Below are 19,604 nucleotides of genomic sequence, written 5' to 3'. Positions count from 1 at the left end.
GACGGGGTGCGGCATGGTCGAAGGACCCGTGTTCCGACGGGACGGCGAAGGAGTACGGCACTGGTGCGCGCAACAAGGCTGGGCGTCGCCGTGACACTGCTGGGCTGCGCCCTCGGCGGCTGCGGCGGCGGTGGCGTCGACGCGCGCGAGGACGCCGCGGCCCGTGCCGCCGCCCGCTTCGAGGCCGGCCTGCGCGCCCCGGACGCCGCGCGCGGATGCGCGGCGCTCGCCCCCGGCACTCTCGACGAACTGGAGCAGTCCGCCGAACAGCCCTGCGCGAAGGCCCTGCCGGAAGCACGGATCCCGCTGTCGACGGGGGTGCGGCACGTCGACGTGTACGGGCGCCAGGCCCGCGTCGTCACCGACCGCGACACCCTCTTCCTCTCGTCCTTCCCGGACGGCTGGAAGATCACGGCCGCGGGCTGCACCCCACGCCCCGAGAAGCCGTATCAGTGTCAGATCAAGGGGAGTTGACCCGTGCGGACGATGTTCACGGTGTATCTGGTGATGGTCGCCGCGGGGCTGACCTACTGCACGGTGCTCGGGCTGATCCAGCGGTGAAGGGGCTGAACCAGTGATGAAGAGGTTCCTTCGTTTTCTGCGCGAGAACAGTCTGAGCCTCGTCTTCGGCGTGGGCTTCCTCCTGTCCCTGGCCGGGCAGGCGGTCGCGGGGCATGCCGACTTCAACAACCAGCTCGTCGCGGAGGAGCTGGCCCCGATGAGCTTCGGCGGCTATCTGCTGTCCTCCGACTTCGCCGTGGACGTGATGGAGAACTGGCAGTCCGAGTACTTGCAGTTCTTCCTCTACATCTTCGGCACGGTGTGGCTCCTCCAGCGCGGTTCCCCCGAGTCCAAGGAGCTCCACAAGGCGGGCACGGAGTCCGACGAGGACCAGAAGGCCGGGCCGCACGCGAAGCCGGACTCACCGCGCTGGGCGGCGGTCGGGGGCGTACGCCAGGCCTGGTACTCCCGGTCGCTCGGCATCCTCATGTGCACGCTGTTCCTGCTCTCCTGGCTGGCCCAGTCCGTCACCGGCACCGCCGCGTACAACGAGCAGCACCTGCGCGAACTCCAGGCGCCCATCAGCTGGTTCGAGTACCTCGGCGCCGCCGACTTCTGGAGCCGCACCCTGCAGAACTGGCAGTCCGAGCTCCTCGCCGTGGGCTGCATGGCCGTCTTCTCCGTCTATCTGCGCCAGCGCGGATCTCCGGAGTCGAAGCCGGTCGGGTCGCCGCACACCGCGACCGGCGTCGAGGGCGGCTGACGCTCAGCCACGGGCTTCTCGGCCGGCGGCTGCGCCGGGCGCGTCGGGGAGCGGGACGAGCAGGGCGCTCCGCCCCTGTCGCCACGCCCGCAGCAGTCGCGCGCCGAGGCGGTCCTCCAGGAACCCCGTGGCACGGACGCCGAAGGCGACATCCGCCTTCAGGCCGGGTTCGGCCGCGAGGAGACCGCCGACGACGTCCCGCCGGACCACCTGCTCGTGCACGGCGTCCGCCTCCACGTGCTCGTCGTAGAAGCGCTGCGCCGCCGCGCCCGCGCCGACCTTGCGCAGAGCCGCGGCCAGCCGCCGCGAGCCGGGCGACGACGTCACCTCGACCCAGGCGAAGTGCCCGACCAGCGCACCGCGGTGGGCGCGGTGCAGGCCGAACAGGGACATCAGGTTCACGGTCGCGAGGACCTCGGCCGGAGCGGCGTCCACGTAGTGGCCGTAGGACGTGTCGAGCCCGAGGTCGGCCATGAGGTCGGCGAAGAGCCGGGCGTGGATGTCCTCGGCACGGCCCGCGCCGAACTCGTCGTACTCGATGGCCACCATCGCGGCCTTCGCCCGGCCGTGCAGCCGCGGGATGACCCAGGCGTGCGGGTCGGCCTCCTTGAGGTGGTACAGCGAGCGCAGCGCCGCGTACTCCCTGAGCTGCCACGTCTCGCCGTCGCGCTGCAGATGGTGGCTGACGCTCGTCCCGTCGTGCCCGACCGGCTCCACGAGCAGTGCGGCCAGCGCCCCTTCGGCGTCATCGCTCGGCGGCACGTCGGTGTGCAGGGCGTCCAGGAACCGCCGCTCCAGGACGTGCCGCAGGGCCAGCAGGGCCGGGTCCCATTCCCTGTCGTCGGCGACCTCGGCGAACCCCTGGTAGTGGAGTTCGTAGAGGACGTAGAGGGTGAGCTGGAGGTCGTCACCGTAGGCGTCGGTGTCCTGCGCGTCCCTCGGCCCGGGCGCGGGGGCACCGTCCCTGAGGGCGGCGATGACCGCGCGGGAGAGGTCGCCGCGCGGGGAGGGGAGCTCGGGGCTGCGGTGGCGCGATTCGGGGGCGGCGGGGTGTGCCTCCGTGGTGCGCGTCTGCGCGGGGGCCGTCATGAAGATGCCTCCGGGTTCTCGGTGTCCGATGGTGTCGCCCTGTCCTCGTGCTGTTTCACCCGCCGCCGGTGGCTCGTGTCGCACCACGGGTACGTACGGCTGCGGCGGCAGGTGCAGATCGCCACGGTGAACCGCGACGAGACGGAGACGGTCCCGTCGTCGCCGACCACCTCCACCGGGCCCTCCACCAGGAGCGGCCCGTCGCGATCGACCGTCACGCGGCGGGGGCGTTCAGGGGAGTTCGGCACGGATCACCACCAACTCCTCGCAGCGCTCGCCGTCCTCGATCAGGTTGCGGTGGCGCAGCCACGACTCGCGCGAGCGCATCACGGGCCCGAACGGGACGAACTCCCGGTCGGCGACCGCCGCTTTCATGCCCCGGTCCGCCAGCCGTTCGAGCGTGGCGTCCACGCCGCTCAGCGCGGAGTGCACCATCAGGAGAACACCACCGGGACGCAGGGCACCCGGCGCCGCGTCGCAGACACGGTCCACGACCGCGCGCCCCGCGGGCCCCGCGTCCCACGCGCGCGCCGCGCCGCGCCGGGGGAGCAGCGCGGAAGGAGAGGGCACGTAGGGCGGGTTGCTGATCACGAAGTCGTACGGGCCCGCCGGCACCCCGCGCGTCATGTCGCCGCGGCGGACGGTGACCGACTGCCGGGCGAGCCGGGCGTTGACGCGGGCGGTCAGGACCGCCCGCCGGGAGATGTCGAGGGCGGTCACGCGAGCTCCCTGCCGCGCAGCCGCGACGGCGAGCGCCCCGGAGCCGGTGCCCAGGTCCAGTACGGACGTGCCCTCGTCGATGCGCTCGCGGCGCAGGTTGCGGGCGAGCAGTTCGGTGTCGTACTGCGGTGCGTACACGCCGGGCAGAGTGATCAGACGGGGCCGGCGTGCCGGCCGGGCCGCGCGTCTCGTGCGTGCCGAGGTGGGCATGGGTGTCCGCGTGTGCGTGGTCATGTGGCATCTCCCGTCGGCGGGAACTCCACTAGGGGTTCCTCCTCCCACATTCCGCCCGTTCACCTTCGGCCACCACCCGAAAGATGACTCAAAGTGAGCCAAAGCATGACTCATGGTGACTTGACGTGAACGAGACGAATTTGCTGCCTGCTCTGGTTCTGACCCTGAGTGCCCCGGGCACCGTGATCCACACCTGATCCGTGCCCGGGGCGCACGCCGGGCCGCATCCGTGCCGGAGCCGGTTCAGTCCACGGACGTGTGCTTGTGCCGCGCCCACGCGGGCAGCACGAACCAGCACAGCAGGTACCAGGCGACGACGCCGGCCACCAGCCACGGCACCACGGTGTTGTCGGTCGCGACGCGCAGCACGAGGAGCAGCGCCGCCGTCAGGGTGCCGAGCAGGAGGATCAGTCCGGCGAGCGTCAGCCGGGACGCCCACACCACCGCGTGCGGCTTGATCCTGCGCCCCGCGACGATGCGGTGGAACGACACCGGTCCGATGAGGGCGCCCGTCGCCGTCGAGCCGAGGATCACGGTCACCACGTAGATCGTCCGGTCGGTGTCACCGAGCTCGGCGAACCTGGGGGTGAAGACGACCGTCAGGAGGAAGCCGAAGAGGATCTGCACGCCGGTCTGCGCGACCCGCACCTCCTGGATCAGCTCGGCCCACCGGCGGTCGGCACGCTCGCTCTCGGTCTCGCGGCGGTCGTTGTGCGTGGCCTTGCTGTTCGACGTGTCCACAACATTGAGTCTGACGACGAACCGCCGGGACGACAAACGGAAGTGCTTCTTGTGCTTCGAGTCGTGATTTGAGTTTCCGCGGGCGGGCAGACGGGACGCAGAACGCACTCGTACACGACCCGATGGAGGCTCTCCATGCTGCTGGCGCACCCCGCCGTCCTGGAAGACCTGCTGGAGCGCTACAAGACTCTGGCCCTGCTCCGTGCGGACCAGGGCAGTGCGGAGAGCCGCCAGGCGTACGAGGACGTCGCCTACAGCCTGTGCCTGGCCACCGGCACCAGCGACATCGACGCCGCGGTCGTCGCGGCGGGGCACCGGCTGCCGGGCGCCAGGACCATGGACGACTCGCTGCTGTCGGCATAGGAATCCGGGGCCCCCACGGGGGCCCCGGATTCATCACCCCGTACGCGCATACGTCTCTACGCGTACGTTCTACGCGCCGTGCCAGACCGTCGTCGCGTTGCAGAACTCGCGGATGCCGTGGCCCGACAGCTCACGGCCGTAACCGGAACGCTTGACGCCACCGAAGGGCAGCCCGGGGTGGGAAGCGGTCATGCCGTTGAAGAACACGCCGCCCGCCTCCAGATCCCGTACGCACCGCTCGACATCGGCGTCGTCCCGGGTCCACACATTGGAACTCAGCCCGAACGGCGTGTCGTTGGCGAGCCGCACGGCCTCGTCCAGATCCGCGACGCGGTACAGCGTGGCCACCGGTCCGAACGCCTCCTCGCGGTGGATCCGCATCTGCGGGGTGACGTCGGCGAGGACCGTGGGGGAGTAGTACCAGCCCCGCTCCTGCTCCTTGGGCCGCTGCCCGCCGCACAGCGCCGTGGCGCCCTTGCCCAGCGCGTCCTCGACGAGCTCCTCCAGGTCGTCGCGGCCCTGCTCGGTGGCGAGCGGACCCACATCGGTGCCCTCGTCCATCGGGTCGCCGACGGTCAGCTCGCGCATCCCGGCGACGAACCGCTCCCGGAAGGCGTCGTAGACGTCGGTGTGCACGATGAAGCGTTTCGCGGCGATGCAGGACTGCCCGTTGTTCTGCACCCGGGCGGTGACCGCCGTCGCCGCCGCGCGCTCGACGTCGGCGCTCGGCAGCACGAGGTACGGGTCGCTGCCGCCCAGCTCCAGAACGGTCTTCTTGATCTCGTCGCCCGCGACGGACGCCACCGAGCGCCCCGCGGGCTCGCTGCCGGTGAGGGTCGCCGCGGCCACCCGCCGGTCGCGCAGGATGTCCTCGACGGCGCCGGAGCCGATCAGCAGCGTCTGGAAGCAGCCCTCCGGGTAGCCGGCGCGCGTGAACAGGTCCTGGAGGTAGAGCGCGGTCCTCGGCACGTTGGAGGCGTGCTTGAGCAGGGCGACGTTGCCCGCCATGAGGGCCGGGGCGGCGAAGCGGACGACCTGCCAGAGCGGGAAGTTCCACGGCATCACGGCCAGGACGACGCCGAGCGGGCGGTAGCGCACGATGGCCCGTGAAGCACCCGAGTCGCTCACGTCCCGCTGTGCGGGGTGCTCGTCCGCGAGCAGGCCCTCGGCGTGCTCGGCGTACCAGCGCATGGCCTTCACGCACTTGGCGGCCTCGGCCTCGGCGGCTTTCACCGGTTTGCCCATCTCGGTCGTCATGGTGCGGGCGACGTCCGCCGCGTCCTGCTCCAGCAGGTCGGCGGCGCGGTTGAGCAGGCGTGCGCGCTCGGCGAAGTCGCTGACGCGGTGGCGGGCGTAGGCGGATTCGGCGGTCGCCAGACGGCGTTCGATCTCGTCGCTGGGGAGAGCCTCGAAGGTTTCGAGGGTCTCGCCGGTGGCCGGGTCGACCGTGGCGATGGGCATGCGGCTCCTCCTCGGGAACACGGGGGGCGGGAGACTTGTGGGCGGCCTACGGCGGCCCGGGTCCGCGCCACGCGTCCCCGGGATCTCCACCGTAGGCCGACATGAGTACGGGGGCATGCCGGAGCGGCCGGACGGTCAGTCCGTGCTGAGGGCTTCCAGGAGCTGCCCCGTCTTGGGGTCGCTCAGCGCGCGGGCGGCGTCGGCGAGCGCGACCATGCCCACCAGGGCGTGGCCGTCGATCACGGGCAGCCGCCGCACCTTGTGCGCGGTCAGGGTCGCGAAGAGCTCGTCGACGCTGTCGTCCGCGCCGATGGTCACGGCCTCGCCCTGCGCGAGCTCACCCACGAGGACCTTCGAGGGGTCCTTGCCCTGCCCGAGGACCTTGACGACGATGTCGCGGTCGGTGAGGACGCCCTTGAGCCTGTTGTCGGTCCCGCAGATAGGCAGCGCCCCGACGTTCAGTTCGGTCAGCTTGGCGGCCGCCTGCAAGATGGTCTCCTCGGCACCGGCGCACTCCGCGCCGGGCGTCATGATGTCGCGTGCGGTGGTCATGTGGGCCTCCTTGCCGGTGGGTGGACGGCCCGGCCTCGGGACCGTTCTCCGGGCCGAGCCGCTGTCGCCGACCGGGTGCCCACTGCGAGCGGGGGAAACACACGGGCCGCCCACCGCGTGAGGGAAAGGTCCCGCCGGCTCAGAGGCCGAGGTCGGTGAGGCCGGGGTGGTCGTCGGGGCGGCGCCCGAGCGGCCAGTGGCAGAGGCGGTCGCTCTCCCGGATCGGCACGTCGTTGATGCAGGCGTGGCGGGTGTGCATCAGGCCGTTCGCGTCGAACTCCCAGTTCTCGTTGCCGTACGAGCGGTACCAGTGGCCGGAGTCGTCGTGCCACTCGTAGGCGAAGCGCACCGCGATGCGGTGGCCGTCGTGCGCCCACAGCTCCTTGATGAGCCGGTAGTCGAGCTCGCGGTCCCACTTGCGGGCCAGGAAGCCGACGATGGCTTCGCGTCCGGTGACGAACTCCGCGCGGTTGCGCCAGCGCGAGTCCTCGCTGTAGGCGAGGGCCACCTTCCGGGGATCGCGGGTGTTCCAGCCGTCCTCGGCGAGGCGGACCTTCTCGATGGCGGTCTCCCGCGTGAAGGGCGGTACGGGCGGTCGGACGGCGTCGGCGGTCATGGCGCGCTCCTTGCGACGATAGGGAGAACGAGCGTTCTCCGGGCAGGGGCGTCACGATAGGAGAACGTGCGTTCTCGCGCAACGGTGCAGGAGTGCCGAGGCCCGTAGTACGGTGGGAGAACGTACGTTCTCTACCTGGCGGGGAGTCCCATGGAACACGCGGAAGCGGAGGCCCGCCTGCTCGACGCCGCCGAGCGGCTCTTCTACGAGCGCGGCATCCAGGCGGTCGGCATGGACCAGGTCCGCACCGCGTCGGGCGTCTCGCTCAAGCGGCTCTACCGCCTGTTCCCGTCCAAGTCGGAGCTGGTCCGGGCCTGTCTGGAGCGCCGGGACCGGCGCTGGCGCGGACGGCTGGCGGCGCACGTCGACGAGGTGCACGGGACGGACGGCGGTGAGGGGCGCGTCCTCGCGGTCTACGACTGGCTGTACACGTGGTTCGACGAGCCCGACTTCCGGGGCTGTGCCTTCGTCAACTCCTTCGGCGAACTCGGCGCCGTGGACCCCGGCGTCGCCGAGGCCGTCCGCGCGCACAAGGCCGCCTTCCGGGAGTACGTGGCCGGGCTGGCGGCGGCCGCGGGGGTGCCGGAATCCGCCGTCGGCCCCCTCGTCCTGCTCGCGGAAGGGGCCATGACGGCCGCCGCGATCTCCGGCTCGCCCGAACCGGCCCGACAGGCCCGTTACGGAGCGGCCCAGTTGCTGGCCGCGTCCAGGGCGCGGGTCCCCGAGTGAAGTGCCGGGCGGGCGCGGAGGGTTGCGCCCGCCCGGCGGCGGGGGTGCGTGCGGCACCGGAGGGGGTGCCGCACACGGAGGGCGTCAGCAGCTCAGGTTGGAGCCCGGTGTGGTGCCCAGGATCTGGGTGAAGGACTTGTAGCGGTCGATGCGGCTCTGGACCTGGGCGGGGTTGCCGCCGTTGCACTCCAGGGTGCCGTTGATGGCGCGGATGGTCTCGCCGAACCCGGCGCCGTTGACCATGGCGTTGTGCGGGGTCATGGTGCCGGGGCCGCTCTGCGTGTTCCAGTACCAGAGGCCCGTCTGCCAGGCGATGGCCGGGTTCTGCTCGACCAGGTAGGGGTTGTTGAGCAGGTCGATGCCGAGTGCGTCGCCCGCGGCCTTGTAGTTGAAGTTCCAGCTGAGCTGGATCGGGCCGCGGCCGTAGTAGGCGGCCTGCCCCGCGGGGCAGCCGTAGGGCTGGGTCTTGTCGCAGTAGTGCGGGTAGTTGCTCTGGTTCTGCTCGACGACGTACTTCAGGCCGCCTGTCTCATGGCTGACGTTGGCGAGGAACGCCGCCGCCTCCTGGCGCTTCACGGTGTCGCTGCCGGTGTTCGCGAAGGCCGGGTAGGACTTGAGGGCGTCGGTCAGGCCCTTGTACGTGTAGAACGAGTTCCGGCTCGGGAACATCTGGTTGAACTGGGACTCGCTGACGACGAAGCCCGACGGGTCGGGGTTGCCCGGGTCGGTACCGCCGCCGCAGGTGCCCTGGTCGGCCCAGACGTCGGAACGGCCGGGGGCCTCGTTCTGGGTCCACCACTTGGCGGTCCAGTTGTGCCCGTTGTACGAGGCGGACTTGCCGCCCGTGTAGACGGACGAGGAGCTCCAGGGTGCGGCGCACTCGGCGGCGGACGCGGAGGTCGCGGCCGGGCCCAGGACGATCATCGCGCCGAGCGCGGCGAGCGCGGCGGCGAAGCTGGTGAGGCGTCTGATCATGCCAACTCTCCTTGTGGCGGCGCGGTTTGCGGGGGCCGCGCCGTCGATGGGGATGCCGTGACTCAAGCGAAAATGGTCTGAACCTGTCAAGGTCTAGACCAAACTCGACGGGTAAAAGATTCGACCGGCGGGTCGCCCGGCGTGCGGGTGACGCGTTTGACAGCCCGAAACATGGGGTGTTCCGATGTCTCTAAACATGGGATGTTCCTATGTGTGTCCCCGCCCAGGAGAGAAGGCCGACCGATGCCGCTGCGCAGCGCCGCCCGGACCAACCTCGTCGACCTCGTCATCGCCCAGATGGAGAGCCTCATCGGCGACGGCGAGTGGCAGGTCGGCGAAAAGATCCCGGCCGAGCCGCTCCTCGTCGAGCAGCTCGCCGTGGGCCGCAACACCGTGCGGGAAGCGGTGCGCGCCCTCGTGCACACCGGCATGCTGGAGCCCCGCCAGGGCGACGGCACCTATGTGCGGGCGGACAGCGACTTCGGCGCGGCCGTGCAGCGCAGGCTGCGCCGCGCCGGCGTCCTGGAGGCGTACGAAGTCCGTGCCTCCCTGGAGCGCGACGCCGCCCGGTACGCCGCCGAGCGCCGTACGGAGGAGGACCTCGCCACGCTGCGCGCCGCGCTCGCGGAGCGCAGTCTGGCGTGGGAGAGCGGAAACACCGACGCGTTCGTCGACGCGGACATGGCCTTCCACCGCACGGTCGCCGACGCGGCCCACAACAGCGTCCTCGCCGAGCTGTACGGGCACCTCAGCGACGCCCTGCGCTCCACGGTCCAGTCCGTCATCGGCGCCCCCGTCCCGGACTCCGTACGCCACCAGCTCGAAGGCCACGAGGCGATCGTCGACGCCATCGAGGCGCGGGACGCCGAAGCCGCGGAGGCCGCGGTGCTCGCCCACCTCAACGAGGGCATGGCCGCCCTGCGCGAACACCCGCAGACCGGCCCCGACACCGACGCGCACGCCCCCGCCGACGCCCCCCACAGCAACGAATCAGGAGCAGCACATCATGAGTGAGGCAGCACCGGCGACCGCCGAGGCCGCACCCGCCGGCACCACCGGGGCGTCGCAGGACCCCGCTCCCGCCGCGCCCCCCGCGGCCGGACGCCACGCGCTCCACCTCGCCCTCGGCGTCATCCTGCTCGCCCTCAACCTGCGCCCCGCCCTCGTCGCCGTCTCCCCGCTCGCCGACACCATCCGCGACGACAGCGGCATGTCGGCCGCCGCGACCAGCCTGCTCACCGCGCTGCCGCTGCTCTGCTTCGGCCTGCTCGCGCCCGTCGCGCCCCGCCTCGGCCGCCGCTTCGGCATGGAGCGTTCGCTGTTCGGCACCATGGTCCTGATCTGCGCGGGCACGGCCCTGCGTCTGCTCGACTCGGTCGTCGCGCTCTTCGCCGGCACCGTCGTCATCGGCGCCGGCATAGCCGTGGCCAACGTCCTGCTGCCGGGTCTCATCAAGCGCGACTTCCCGGCGAAGGCGGGCCTGATGACGGGTCTGTACTCGATGTCGCTGTTCGGCGGCGCCGCGCTCGCGGCCGGTGTCACGCTGCCCGTACAGCAGGCCAGCGGCATGAACTGGCGCACCACCCTGGCCTGTTGGGGTGCGCTCGCGGTCGTGGCGCTGCTCGTGTGGCTGCCGCAGCTGCGCTCGCGCACCCGTGTGGGCGCGGCGGCGGCACGGCAGGCCGCCCACCCCGTGCGCGGTCTGTGGCGCTCCCCGCTCGCCTGGCAGGTCACCGCGTACATGGGCCTGCAGTCCCTCAACTACTACGCGGCCGCCGCCTGGTTGCCGACCGTGTTCCAGGACGCCGGAATGGCCCCGGGCGACGCGGGCTGGATGCTCTCCTTCTCCTCACTGCTCGGCATCGCGGGCTCCTTCCTCGCGCCGGTGGTCGTCGGCGGCAGGCTGCGCCCGGGCGCGCTCGCCGCACTGGGCGCCGTTCTCTGCGCGCTCGGTTACGCGGGTCTGCTCACCGCACCGGTCGGCGGCGCCTACCTCTGGATGACGCTGCTCGGCCTCGGCCAGGGCGCGGCCATCAGCCTGGCGCTGCTGTTCATCGTGCAGCGGGCGCCCGACGCACGGCACGCGGCGCAGCTCTCCAGCATGTCCCAGTGCTTCGGCTACATCCTCGCCGCCACCGGACCCACCCTCCTCGGCGCCGTCCACGACGTCGCGCACAGCTGGACCGTGCCGCTCGTGCTGCTGCTCGTCCTGCTGGTCCCGCAGGTCGTGGCCGGACTCGGCGCCGCGCGCGACCGTCATGTGGCGGGCATCGGCTGACGTCCGCTCGGGCAGGATGCACCCGGTGCGGTTCTCCACGGCCCACCGTGTCGGATCGAGAAGGGTGTAACGATGACGGACTCGGCCCCCGGGCGGCTCGTGATCTCACGGGCGACGCCCGACGACTGGCGCGTGGTGACGGAGTGGGCGGCGGACGAGGGCTGGAACCCCGGCCTCGCCGACGCCCCCTCCTTCCACGCGCAGGACCCGGAAGGGTTCTTCCTGGGCCGCTTGGACGGCGAACCCGTCTCCGCGATCTCCGTGGTCAACTACGGGGACGACTACGCCTTCCTCGGCCACTACCTGGTCCGCCCCGACCGGCGGGGCCGCGGCCTGGGCCTCGCCACCTGGCGGGCGGGGCTCGCGCACGCCGAGGGCAGGGTCGTGGGTCTGGACGGCGTGCCGGACCAGCAGGACAACTACCGCCGCTCCGGCTTCGAGCCGCGGCACGGAACGCTGCGCCACATCGGCCCGCTGCCCGTGGTCGACGTGCCCGACCGGCACGTACGCCCTGTCGAGGCCGCGGGCCTGCGGGCCCTCCTGGCGTACGACAGCGCGTGCCTGCCCGCCGACCGGCCCCGCTTCCTCGAGTCCTGGCTCGCCGCTCCGGGCCACCGCGCCCTCGCCCGTATCGTCGGCGGCCGCCTGACCGGGTACGGAGTGCTCCGCCACGGCCGCGACACCCGCCGCGTGGGGCCCCTCTTCGCGGACACCCGGGCCGACGCCGAAGCGCTCCTGGACGCGCTGGCCGCCGAGGCCGACGGCGCCCCCATCGCGCTGGACGTGCCCGACTCCAACCCGGAGGCCGTGGCGCTCGCCGAGGCGCGCGGCATGAAGCCCGCCTTCGAGACGGCCCGCATGTACACGGGTCCGATCAGGGGGTACGCGGAGGACCGGGTCTTCGGCATCACGTCGCTGGAACTCGGCTAGCCGCGACGCGGGGGAGGGGCGGTGGGTCTGCGGGTGCGTGCGTGCGGGTGCGTGCGAACACCGCTTCGGGGCTCCAGGGAGTTGACCTCAAGTTTAGTTGAGGTTCTAACCTTCCCGTATGAGCATGGAAACGACCGCGTGGACGCAGATGTACAGCGTCATGAACGCCCAGCAGGACCGCCGCCCGTTCGCCCGGGCCACCTTGCGCCGCATCGGTACCTTCGCGCGGCCCCACCGCCGACGTATCTGGCAGTTCGTGCTGTTGAGCATCCTCACCGCACTGCTCGCCGTGGCAACTCCCGTACTGGCGGGCAACGTTGTGACCGCCATCGTATCGGGCTCCGACTCCTCGACCGTGGTGCGCTACGCCTTGCTCATCGCCGGGATCGCGCTTGCCGAGGCCGGTCTCGGACTGCTGAGCCGATGGCTGTCGGCGAACCTCGGCGAGGGACTCATCCTTGATCTGCGCACCGCCGTCTTCGACCACGTCCAGCGCATGCCCGTCGCGTTCTTCACCCGCACCCGCACGGGTGCGCTGGTCAGCCGCCTCAACAACGACGTGGTCGGCGCGCAGCGGGCGTTCAGCAACACGCTGTCCGGCGTCGTCGGGAACGTGGTGACGCTGCTCCTGACCCTCGTCGTCATGATGACCCTCTCTTGGCAGATCACCCTGCTCGCGCTGGTGCTGCTGCCGATCTTCGTCGTCCCCGCACGCCGCATGGGGACGCGCATGGCCAGGCTCCAGCGCGAGGCCGCGCACCACAACGCCGCCATGGGCACCCGCATGACGGAGCGCTTCTCGGCGCCCGGCGCCACCCTCATCAAACTGTTCGGGCGGCCCGGTGACGAGTCGGCGGAGTTCGCCGCGCGGGCCCACCGGGTCCGGGACATCGGCGTACGCACCGCCATGGCGCAGTCCGCGTTCATCACCGCCCTCACCCTGGTGTCGGCGCTCGCGCTGGCGCTCGTGTACGGCCTCGGCGGGTACTTCGCGCTGGAAGGGTCGCTGAAGCCGGGCGCAGTCGTCTCGCTCGCGCTGCTGCTCACCCGGCTCTACGCGCCGCTGACCTCATTGGCCGGCGCGCGGGTCGAGGTGATGAGCGCGCTCGTCAGCTTCGAGCGGGTCTTCGAGGTGCTCGACCTGAAGCCCCTCATCGAGGAGAAGAAGGACGCGGTGCCGGTGCCCGAAGGACCCGTCGCCATCGAGTTCGACGACGTCCGGTTCGGCTACCCCGCCGCCGACAAGGTCTCCCTCGCCTCCCTCGAAGAGGTCGCCTCGCTCGACACCCGCGGCGGTGACGAAGTCCTGCACGGCCTCTCCTTCCGCGCCGAGCCCGGACAGACCGTCGCCCTCGTCGGCTCCTCCGGAGCGGGCAAGTCGACCATCGCGCAGCTGCTGCCGCGCCTGTACGACACCGACGAGGGTGTCGTGCGGATCGGCGGCGTCGACGTCCGGGACCTGTCCGCCGAGTCCATGCGGGCCACGCTGGGCATGGTCACGCAGGACGGCCACCTGTTCCACGAGTCCGTCCGCGACAACCTGCTCCTCGCCCGGCCCGGCGCGAGCGAGGACGAGCTGTGGGACGTACTGCGCCGGTCCCGCCTCGAAGACCTCGTACGCTCCCTGCCCGACGGTCTGGACACGGTCGTCGGCGAGCGCGGGTACCGCCTCTCCGGCGGCGAGCGCCAGCGGATGACCATCGCGCGGCTGCTCCTCGCGGGGCAGCGGGTCGTCATCCTCGACGAGGCGACGGCGCACCTCGACAACACCTCCGAGGCCGCGGTCCAGGAAGCCCTGGCGGAGGCGCTCGAAGGACGCACCGCCGTGGTGATCGCCCACCGGCTGTCCACGGTGCGGTCCGCCGACCAGATCCTTGTCGTCGAGGCCGGACAGATCGTCGAACGCGGGACGCACGACGAACTCCTCGCCCTGGACGGGCGGTACGCGGAGCTGTACCGGACGCAGTTCGCCAAGGGCCCGGGGACGGTGGACCCGTCGGACGTGGTGGAGGCGGCCTGAGGCGCCAACGGGGCCGGCACCCCGTAAACGATCACCCGTGTCCATTCGTCCACCAGGAGTTCATCGGTTCCCCACCATCAGCCCGCCTCCCCGTGAGAGAAACCCTCCATGTGCGATGACGAGCTGATACCGCCGAGCGCGGACCTGACCGAGGACCAGTGGCTGCGGGCCGAACCGGCCCTGGCCGAAGGGCCGGTGGGGGAGCGGGTCCGGGAGATGCGGGCGCCGCGGCGCCGGACCGTGCTGGGCGGTGTGATGGCGGGGGCGGCGGCGCTGACCGCCCTCCAGGGCGGCGCGCGGCCCGCCGCGGCCGCCGCCCGCGCCGGCAAGTTCCCCCTGCCGACAGGACCGAACCGCGCCGGCGAGTACGCGGTGCTCCTCACCGGGGACGCCGGTACGGGCGAGGAGGCCCAGCACGCGGTGGCCGCCGCGGCCCGCGAGGTGTGCCGCGCCGAGGGCATCGGCCTCGCGGTCGGCCTCGGCGACAACATCTACGAGAACGGCCCCGAGTCCGCCGACGACTCGGAGTTCCGCACCAAGTTCGAGGACCCCAACTCCGGTCTGGACATGCCGTGGCTGATGGTCCTCGGCAACCACGACTGCTCGGGACTGATCCCCGGCAGCGGCGGCGACCCGTCCCGCGGCGACCGAGAGGTCGCCTACGCCCAGGGCTCCCGCCGCTGGTACATGCCCGGCCGCTACTACAACGTCGCCCTGCCCGCGCGGTCCGGCGACGGGAGCGACCCGGTGGTCGAGTTCTTCGCCATCGACACCAACCCCGTCTCGTCGTACGTCGCGCAAACGGACCCGCACTACCGGTGGAACGGCCCCTACATGCGGGAGCAGCGCGACTGGCTGGACGGCGCCCTCAAGGCGTCGCGGGCCCGCTGGAAGATCGTGCTCGGCCACCACCCGTACCTCAACAACGGCAAGCACGGCAGCGCCGGATCGTACGACGGCTTCGTGATCGGCAACTACACCAGCGGCATCCACCTCAAGGAGCTGTACGAGGAGGTGGTGTGCGGCCGCGCCGACCTGATCCTCTCCGGGCACGACCACACGCTGCAGATCCTGGAGCCGACCGCCCGCACCGGCGGCACCCGCCAGATCGTCTGCGGGGCCGCGGGCAAGGCGGGCGACGGCAAGGCGCACTTCGGCCACCCCTCCGCCTGGCAGAACTTCTCCGACCACGGCTTCATGGTCCTGAAGGTGTCCGAGCGGACGATGACCGTCGAGGCGTACACGGTGGACGTCGCCACCCGCACGGCACGCCTCGCGCACCGCATGCGCACGGCCGCACCGGTGGGGTAAAAGCCGCTAAAGGGGCGATTCGAGCTACGTTTCGAGCTGGGCGGGTACACCTCCTGTATGGAACCAATGGAACTGGCTGTCAGCCATACCGCGGCCCTGCTGATGTGGATCGCCGGCGTCGTCGTGGCCGGCGTGCTCCTGGCCGCCTTCTTCTGGGGCCGGCGCGCCCAAGCGCGCGAAACGCGGACGGTGAGCCCCGAGGAGCAGCCGAAACGGCCGTACGACGGACCGGCGAGGGAGGAACGCGAGTACCGCGAGCCGGACGAGATGCCGCACGACGGCCGCCGCCTCCTGCCGCACGAGCTCCACAACGGATACGGCAGGTCCAGCACGCACCCCGCCGACTCGCAGGATCCGGACGACCACAGGAAGGGCAACAGCGGCAGCTTCGGCAGCGGCGGACTCGGCTGAGTCCGCGCAGCCGTCACCCCGCCGCCGCACCCGACGTGACCCGCATGTCCAGCGCGTCGTCCACGACCTCCACCGTGACCCGGCCGCCCGCGGTGAGCCCGCCGTCCAGGAGCAGCCGGGAGAGCCGGTTGTCGACCTCGCGCTGGATCGTGCGACGCAGCGGCCTGGCACCGTACTCCGGCTGATGGCCCTTCCGGGCCAGCCAGTCCACCGCCTCCGTCGTGAACTCGATGGCGACGTCCTGCGCGCGCAGCCTGCGCCGGGTCTCCTCGAGGAGCAGATCCGTGACCTGCCTCAGCTGCTCGCCCGTCAGCCGACGGAAGATGACGATCTCGTCGATGCGATTGAGGAACTCGGGCCTGAAGTGCTCACGCAGCGGCCGCAGCACCTGCTCGCGCCGCGCCTCCTCGTCGGCCTCCGAGCCGTCGGCCCGGAACCCGAGAGTCGCGCCGCGCCCCGTGAGCGCCTCCGAGCCCAGGTTGCTCGTCATCACGATGACGGTGTTGGTGAAGTTCACCGTCCGGCCCTGGGCATCGGTCAGCCGCCCGTCGTCCAGGACCTGGAGCAGGGTGTTGAAGACGTCGGGGTGTGCCTTCTCCACCTCGTCGAGCAGCAGCAGCGAGTACGGGTGACGGCGTACGGCCTCGGTGAGCTGTCCCGCCTCCTCGTGCCCCACGTACCCGGGCGGCGCCCCGACGAGCCTGCTGACGGTGTGCCGCTCCTGGAACTCGCTCATGTCGAGACGGACCATCCGCTCCTCACTGCCGAACAGCGCCTCGGCCAGCGCCCGCGCCAGTTCCGTCTTGCCGACGCCCGTGGGGCCGAGGAAGAGGAAACTCCCGATGGGCCGGTCGGGACTCGACAGACCCGAGCGCGAGCGCAGAATCGCCTCCGCCACGGCGCTGACCGCCTCCTCCTGCCCGACGACCCGCTCGTGCAGGTGCTCCTCCAGGCCGAGCAGCCGGTCCCGCTCCTCCTGCGTGAGGGTGCTGACCGGAATTCCCGTCTGCCGGGACACCACCTCGGCGATGTCCTCGGAGTCCACCTCGACGATCCGTCCGTCACCCGGCGCACGGCTGCGCCCCTCCTCGATCCTGCGGGCCAGGTCGGAGACGCGGTCCCGCAGCTCCGTCGCGCGCTCGTACTGCTCCGCAGCCACCGCCTGGTCCTTGTCCCGGGCGAGCTGCTCCATCTCGCGCTCCAGCGCCCGCACGTCCGTGCCCTTCGTGCTGGCCCGCAGCCGCACCCGCGCCCCCGCCTGGTCCATCAGGTCGATCGCCTTGTCCGGCAGGAACCGCTCCGTCAGATAGCGGTCGGACAACTCCACGGCGGCGAGCAGCGCCTCGTCGGAGTAGCGCACCTGATGGTGCGCCTCGTAGCGGTCGCGCAGGCCGCGCAGGATCTCCACCGCGTCCGCGGCCGTCGGCTCGGCGACCAGGATCGGCTGGAAGCGGCGGGCGAGCGCCGCGTCCTTCTCGATGTACCGCCGGTACTCCTCCAGCGTGGTCGCCCCGATGACGTGCAGTTCACCCCGGGCGAGCGCGGGCTTGAGCATGTTGCCCGCGTCCATCGACCCGCCCTCGGAACCCCCGCCGCCTGCCCCGACCACGGTGTGCAGCTCGTCGATGAAGACGATCACCTCGTCCGAGTGGGCGCGCACCTCCTCGATGATGCCGTTCAGCCGCTCCTCGAAGTCTCCGCGGTAGCGGGTGCCCGCCACCACGCCCGACAGGTCCAGCGCGATGACGCGGCGGTCCGCGAGGGTCTCCGGTACGTCGCCGTCGGCGATCCGCTGGGCCAGACCCTCCACGACCGCGGTCTTGCCGACGCCCGCGTCACCGATGAGCACCGGATTGTTCTTGCCGCGCCGGGAGAGCACCTCGATGGTCTGCTCGATCTCCTCCTCACGGCCGATGACCGGGTCCACACCGCCCTCCGCGGCCCGCGCGGTCAGATCCCGCCCGAACTGGTCGAGGGTCGGCGTGGCCGTGCCGCCACCACCGTTCTGCCGCTGTTCGGCGGGTCCCATCCTGCCCTGCGGCTGCTGCGGGGCAGGGCCGGGGTCGAAACGGGCCGCGTTGAGGATGTGCCCCGCCGCCGAGTCGGGGTTGGCGGCCAGCGCCATGACGATGTGCTCGGGTCCGATGTACCCGGCGCCGACCGCCCTCGCCACCTCGTGCGCGTCGAGCAGCGCCCGCTTGACGGCCGGGGTGAGCGCGACCGCCTGGGTGGGCACGGCACCCTCCGTCTCGGCGGAGTGCCGGTCGATCTCCTCGGCGATCTGCTCGGGATCGGCCCCCGAACGCGCGACCAGAGCGCGGGTCGGCTCGATGGTCAGCGCCGCCCGCAGCAGATGCTCCGTGTCGAGGTTGCTCTTGCCGTGCTCCGCCGCGTACGAGGCCGCCGCGGCCACCAGCTCCCGTGCGGTACCACTCATGAGCCTGCCGATGTCGACCTGCCGTCGCCCGCTGCCGAGGAACCGCGCGAAGAGCGCTCCGAAGGGGTCCTGCCCGAATCCCTCGGATCCGATGAAACCGCTGCTCATAGCCGTCCGTTCCGACGTCCCGGTCCACCGGGACAGCCTCGTGCCTGATCGTGTCCTGTCCGCCGCTCCGGGTGCCCAGTCGTCACCCCTGTCACTCTTGGCACCCCGGATCGCCGCTCCGCTCTCCGATCGTCGCCCGAGACGGACCGGCGTGCCCGCGGCGCACTCGGCCGAACGGGCTGTTCCGAGGTCTTCCACCACGCTTTGGGGGCACTCCTGGGACATGGGTGAGAAGCGGCGACTGCGCACGAGCCACATCGACGGGCCCGGGATCACCCGCGTCCGTTCAGGACGCGGATTCCGCTATACGGATGCCTCGGGACGCCCCGTCACCGATCCCGCGGAGAAGGAGCGCCTGCGAGGGCTCGTCATCCCACCGGCCTGGCGGGACGTCTGGATCTGCCCCTGGCCCAACGGACACCTGCAGGCCGTCGGCACCGACGCCGCGGGCAGGCGCCAGTACCTCTACCACCCGCTGTTCCGCGAGCGGCAGGAGGCGGCCAAGCACGAGCACGTCCTGGAGGTCGCCGCCGCACTCCCCGAGGTGCGCGCCCACGTGGCGGAGGACCTCGCGGGCCGCGGCCTCAGCCGCGAACGCGTGCAGGCCTGCGCCGCCCGCCTGCTCGACCTCGGCTTCTTCCGCATCGGCAACGAGTCCTACCGGCGGGACAACGGCACCTACGGACTGACGACCCTGCTGAAGGAGCACGTCACCTGCCGGCGCGGCGAGGTCTCCGTGACGTATCCGGCGAAGTTCTCCAAGACGCTGACGCGCGCGCTCGTCGACCCGCCCGCCTGCAAGGTCCTGCGCGCCCTGCTGCGCCGCGACAGCGCGGACCCGCGGCTGTTCACCTACTGGCAGGGCGGGGCCTGGCACGAGCTGCAGGCCGCCGACCTCAACGACTACCTGCGGGACCGCGCGGGAACCGACATCACCGCGAAGGACTTCCGCGTCTGGCACGGCACCGTCCTCGCGGCGGTCGCCCTCGCGGTGTCGGCGCAGGTCGCCGACGAGTCGAAGGCGGCACGAAAGCGTGCCGTCGCCCGGGCGGTCCGCGAGGTCAGCGAGTACCTCCACAACACACCCGCCGTCTGCCGTGCCTCGTACATCAACCCGCGCGTCATCGAGCTCTTCGAAGAGGGCCGCACGATCGCCGACGCCCTCGACCGGCTGGGCGACGGCGCCACGTTCGGCCGTCCTGCGACCCAAGGGGCCGTCGAGGAGGCGGTGTTGCGGTTGCTGACGTGAGTTCTCCGCAGCGGGGGGGAGGGGGGGGGGGGGGGGGGGGGGGGGGGTTGGGGGGTGGGGGGGGGGGGGGGGGGGGGGGGGGGGGTGGGGGGTGGGACCGGGGGTGGGGCCGGGGG

20 protein-coding genes are annotated in these 19,604 nt (G+C 71.8%); 11 read left to right on the top strand and 9 right to left on the bottom strand.

Annotated features, from left to right (window positions below; translation table 11 throughout):
• Positions 1-63: 63 nt before the first annotated feature.
• Positions 64-474 carry a hypothetical protein gene (locus AC07DO_RS38395; protein ID WP_479066891.1) on the top strand — a complete coding sequence of 137 codons (411 nt, stop codon included), beginning with the start codon at positions 64-66 and terminating at the stop codon, positions 472-474.
• A 103-nt stretch (positions 475-577) separates the two neighbouring features.
• On the top strand, positions 578-1,264 hold the full coding sequence (locus tag AC07DO_RS38390; protein WP_479066890.1) for a DUF6766 family protein: 687 nt from the start codon (positions 578-580) through the stop codon (positions 1,262-1,264).
• 3 nt (positions 1,265-1,267) lie between these two features.
• On the opposite strand, the gene AC07DO_RS38385 is transcribed toward AC07DO_RS38390, so the two are convergent.
• From AC07DO_RS38385 to AC07DO_RS38370, 4 genes are all read right to left on the bottom strand, one after another.
• Positions 1,268-2,353: an iron-containing redox enzyme family protein gene (locus AC07DO_RS38385; protein WP_479066888.1), complete on the bottom strand. Its 1,086-nt coding sequence runs from the start codon at positions 2,351-2,353 to the stop codon at positions 1,268-1,270.
• The gene (locus AC07DO_RS38380) at positions 2,350-2,601 is read right to left on the bottom strand and encodes a CDGSH iron-sulfur domain-containing protein (protein WP_479066886.1); all 252 of its coding nucleotides are present in this window, start codon (positions 2,599-2,601) and stop codon (positions 2,350-2,352) included. Before AC07DO_RS38380 ends, AC07DO_RS38385 begins: the two co-directional genes overlap by 4 nt.
• Positions 2,585-3,283 carry a HemK2/MTQ2 family protein methyltransferase gene (locus tag AC07DO_RS38375; RefSeq protein WP_479066961.1) on the bottom strand — a complete coding sequence of 233 codons (699 nt, stop codon included), beginning with the start codon at positions 3,281-3,283 and terminating at the stop codon, positions 2,585-2,587. Before AC07DO_RS38375 ends, AC07DO_RS38380 begins: the two co-directional genes overlap by 17 nt.
• Positions 3,284-3,550: 267 nt before the next feature.
• Positions 3,551-4,048 (bottom strand): DUF6328 family protein, encoded by a 498-nt coding sequence (locus AC07DO_RS38370; RefSeq protein ID WP_479066884.1) that lies wholly within the window; start codon positions 4,046-4,048, stop codon positions 3,551-3,553.
• A gap of 135 nt (positions 4,049-4,183) precedes the next feature.
• Between AC07DO_RS38370 and AC07DO_RS38365 the strand changes: the two genes are divergently transcribed.
• Positions 4,184-4,411, top strand: a complete 228-nt coding sequence (locus AC07DO_RS38365) for a DUF5133 domain-containing protein (protein WP_479066882.1) — start codon at positions 4,184-4,186, stop codon at positions 4,409-4,411.
• Between the two features lie 69 nt (positions 4,412-4,480).
• Here the strand turns inward: AC07DO_RS38365 and AC07DO_RS38360 are convergent, their stop codons facing one another.
• The 3 genes from AC07DO_RS38360 to AC07DO_RS38350 form a co-directional block, all read right to left on the bottom strand.
• A complete protein-coding gene (locus AC07DO_RS38360; RefSeq protein ID WP_479066880.1) occupies positions 4,481-5,872 on the bottom strand; it encodes an NADP-dependent succinic semialdehyde dehydrogenase in 1,392 nt (463 codons plus the stop codon).
• A gap of 135 nt (positions 5,873-6,007) precedes the next feature.
• A complete protein-coding gene (locus AC07DO_RS38355) occupies positions 6,008-6,424 on the bottom strand; it encodes a CBS domain-containing protein (protein ID WP_479066878.1) in 417 nt (138 codons plus the stop codon).
• A 139-nt stretch (positions 6,425-6,563) separates the two neighbouring features.
• Complete coding sequence (locus tag AC07DO_RS38350) at positions 6,564-7,040, bottom strand: nuclear transport factor 2 family protein (protein ID WP_479066876.1); 477 nt, start codon at positions 7,038-7,040, stop codon at positions 6,564-6,566.
• 150 nt (positions 7,041-7,190) lie between these two features.
• Here AC07DO_RS38350 and AC07DO_RS38345 point away from each other — a divergent pair, with 150 nt between their 5' ends.
• On the top strand, positions 7,191-7,769 hold the full coding sequence (locus AC07DO_RS38345; protein ID WP_479066874.1) for a TetR/AcrR family transcriptional regulator: 579 nt from the start codon (positions 7,191-7,193) through the stop codon (positions 7,767-7,769).
• A gap of 84 nt (positions 7,770-7,853) precedes the next feature.
• Here AC07DO_RS38345 and AC07DO_RS38340 read toward each other — a convergent pair whose 3' ends face one another.
• Positions 7,854-8,744 (bottom strand): glycoside hydrolase family 19 protein, encoded by an 891-nt coding sequence (locus AC07DO_RS38340; protein ID WP_479066872.1) that lies wholly within the window; start codon positions 8,742-8,744, stop codon positions 7,854-7,856.
• 243 nt (positions 8,745-8,987) lie between these two features.
• On the opposite strand from AC07DO_RS38340, the gene AC07DO_RS38335 reads away from it, so the two are divergent.
• The 6 genes from AC07DO_RS38335 (at position 8,988) to AC07DO_RS38310 (ending at position 15,694) form a co-directional block, all read left to right on the top strand.
• Complete coding sequence (locus AC07DO_RS38335) at positions 8,988-9,758, top strand: FadR/GntR family transcriptional regulator (protein ID WP_479066870.1); 771 nt, start codon at positions 8,988-8,990, stop codon at positions 9,756-9,758.
• Entirely contained in the window at positions 9,751-11,022 is a 1,272-nt protein-coding gene (locus tag AC07DO_RS38330) for a CynX/NimT family MFS transporter (RefSeq protein WP_479066868.1), read from the top strand. Before AC07DO_RS38335 ends, AC07DO_RS38330 begins: the two co-directional genes overlap by 8 nt.
• Before the next feature lie 72 nt (positions 11,023-11,094).
• Complete coding sequence (locus AC07DO_RS38325; protein ID WP_479066866.1) at positions 11,095-11,952, top strand: GNAT family N-acetyltransferase; 858 nt, start codon at positions 11,095-11,097, stop codon at positions 11,950-11,952.
• A gap of 118 nt (positions 11,953-12,070) precedes the next feature.
• Entirely contained in the window at positions 12,071-13,972 is a 1,902-nt protein-coding gene (locus AC07DO_RS38320) for an ABC transporter ATP-binding protein (RefSeq protein WP_479066864.1), read from the top strand.
• A 108-nt stretch (positions 13,973-14,080) separates the two neighbouring features.
• Positions 14,081-15,283: a metallophosphoesterase gene (locus AC07DO_RS38315; RefSeq protein WP_479066862.1), complete on the top strand. Its 1,203-nt coding sequence runs from the start codon at positions 14,081-14,083 to the stop codon at positions 15,281-15,283.
• 57 nt (positions 15,284-15,340) lie between these two features.
• A complete protein-coding gene (locus tag AC07DO_RS38310; RefSeq protein WP_479066860.1) occupies positions 15,341-15,694 on the top strand; it encodes a DUF6479 family protein in 354 nt (117 codons plus the stop codon).
• Positions 15,695-15,707: 13 nt separating this feature from the next.
• On the opposite strand, the gene AC07DO_RS38305 is transcribed toward AC07DO_RS38310, so the two are convergent.
• Entirely contained in the window at positions 15,708-18,239 is a 2,532-nt protein-coding gene (locus tag AC07DO_RS38305) for an ATP-dependent Clp protease ATP-binding subunit (protein ID WP_479066857.1), read from the bottom strand.
• A gap of 223 nt (positions 18,240-18,462) precedes the next feature.
• Here AC07DO_RS38305 and AC07DO_RS38300 point away from each other — a divergent pair, with 223 nt between their 5' ends.
• Positions 18,463-19,488 carry a DNA topoisomerase IB gene (locus tag AC07DO_RS38300; protein ID WP_479066856.1) on the top strand — a complete coding sequence of 342 codons (1,026 nt, stop codon included), beginning with the start codon at positions 18,463-18,465 and terminating at the stop codon, positions 19,486-19,488.
• Positions 19,489-19,604: the final 116 nt, after the last annotated feature.

It is taken from the genome of Streptomyces sp. NPDC045678, assembly GCF_056432085.1.
Note: the sequence above shows the minus strand (reverse complement) of the source record. Positions and strands in the feature narration are given on the sequence as shown.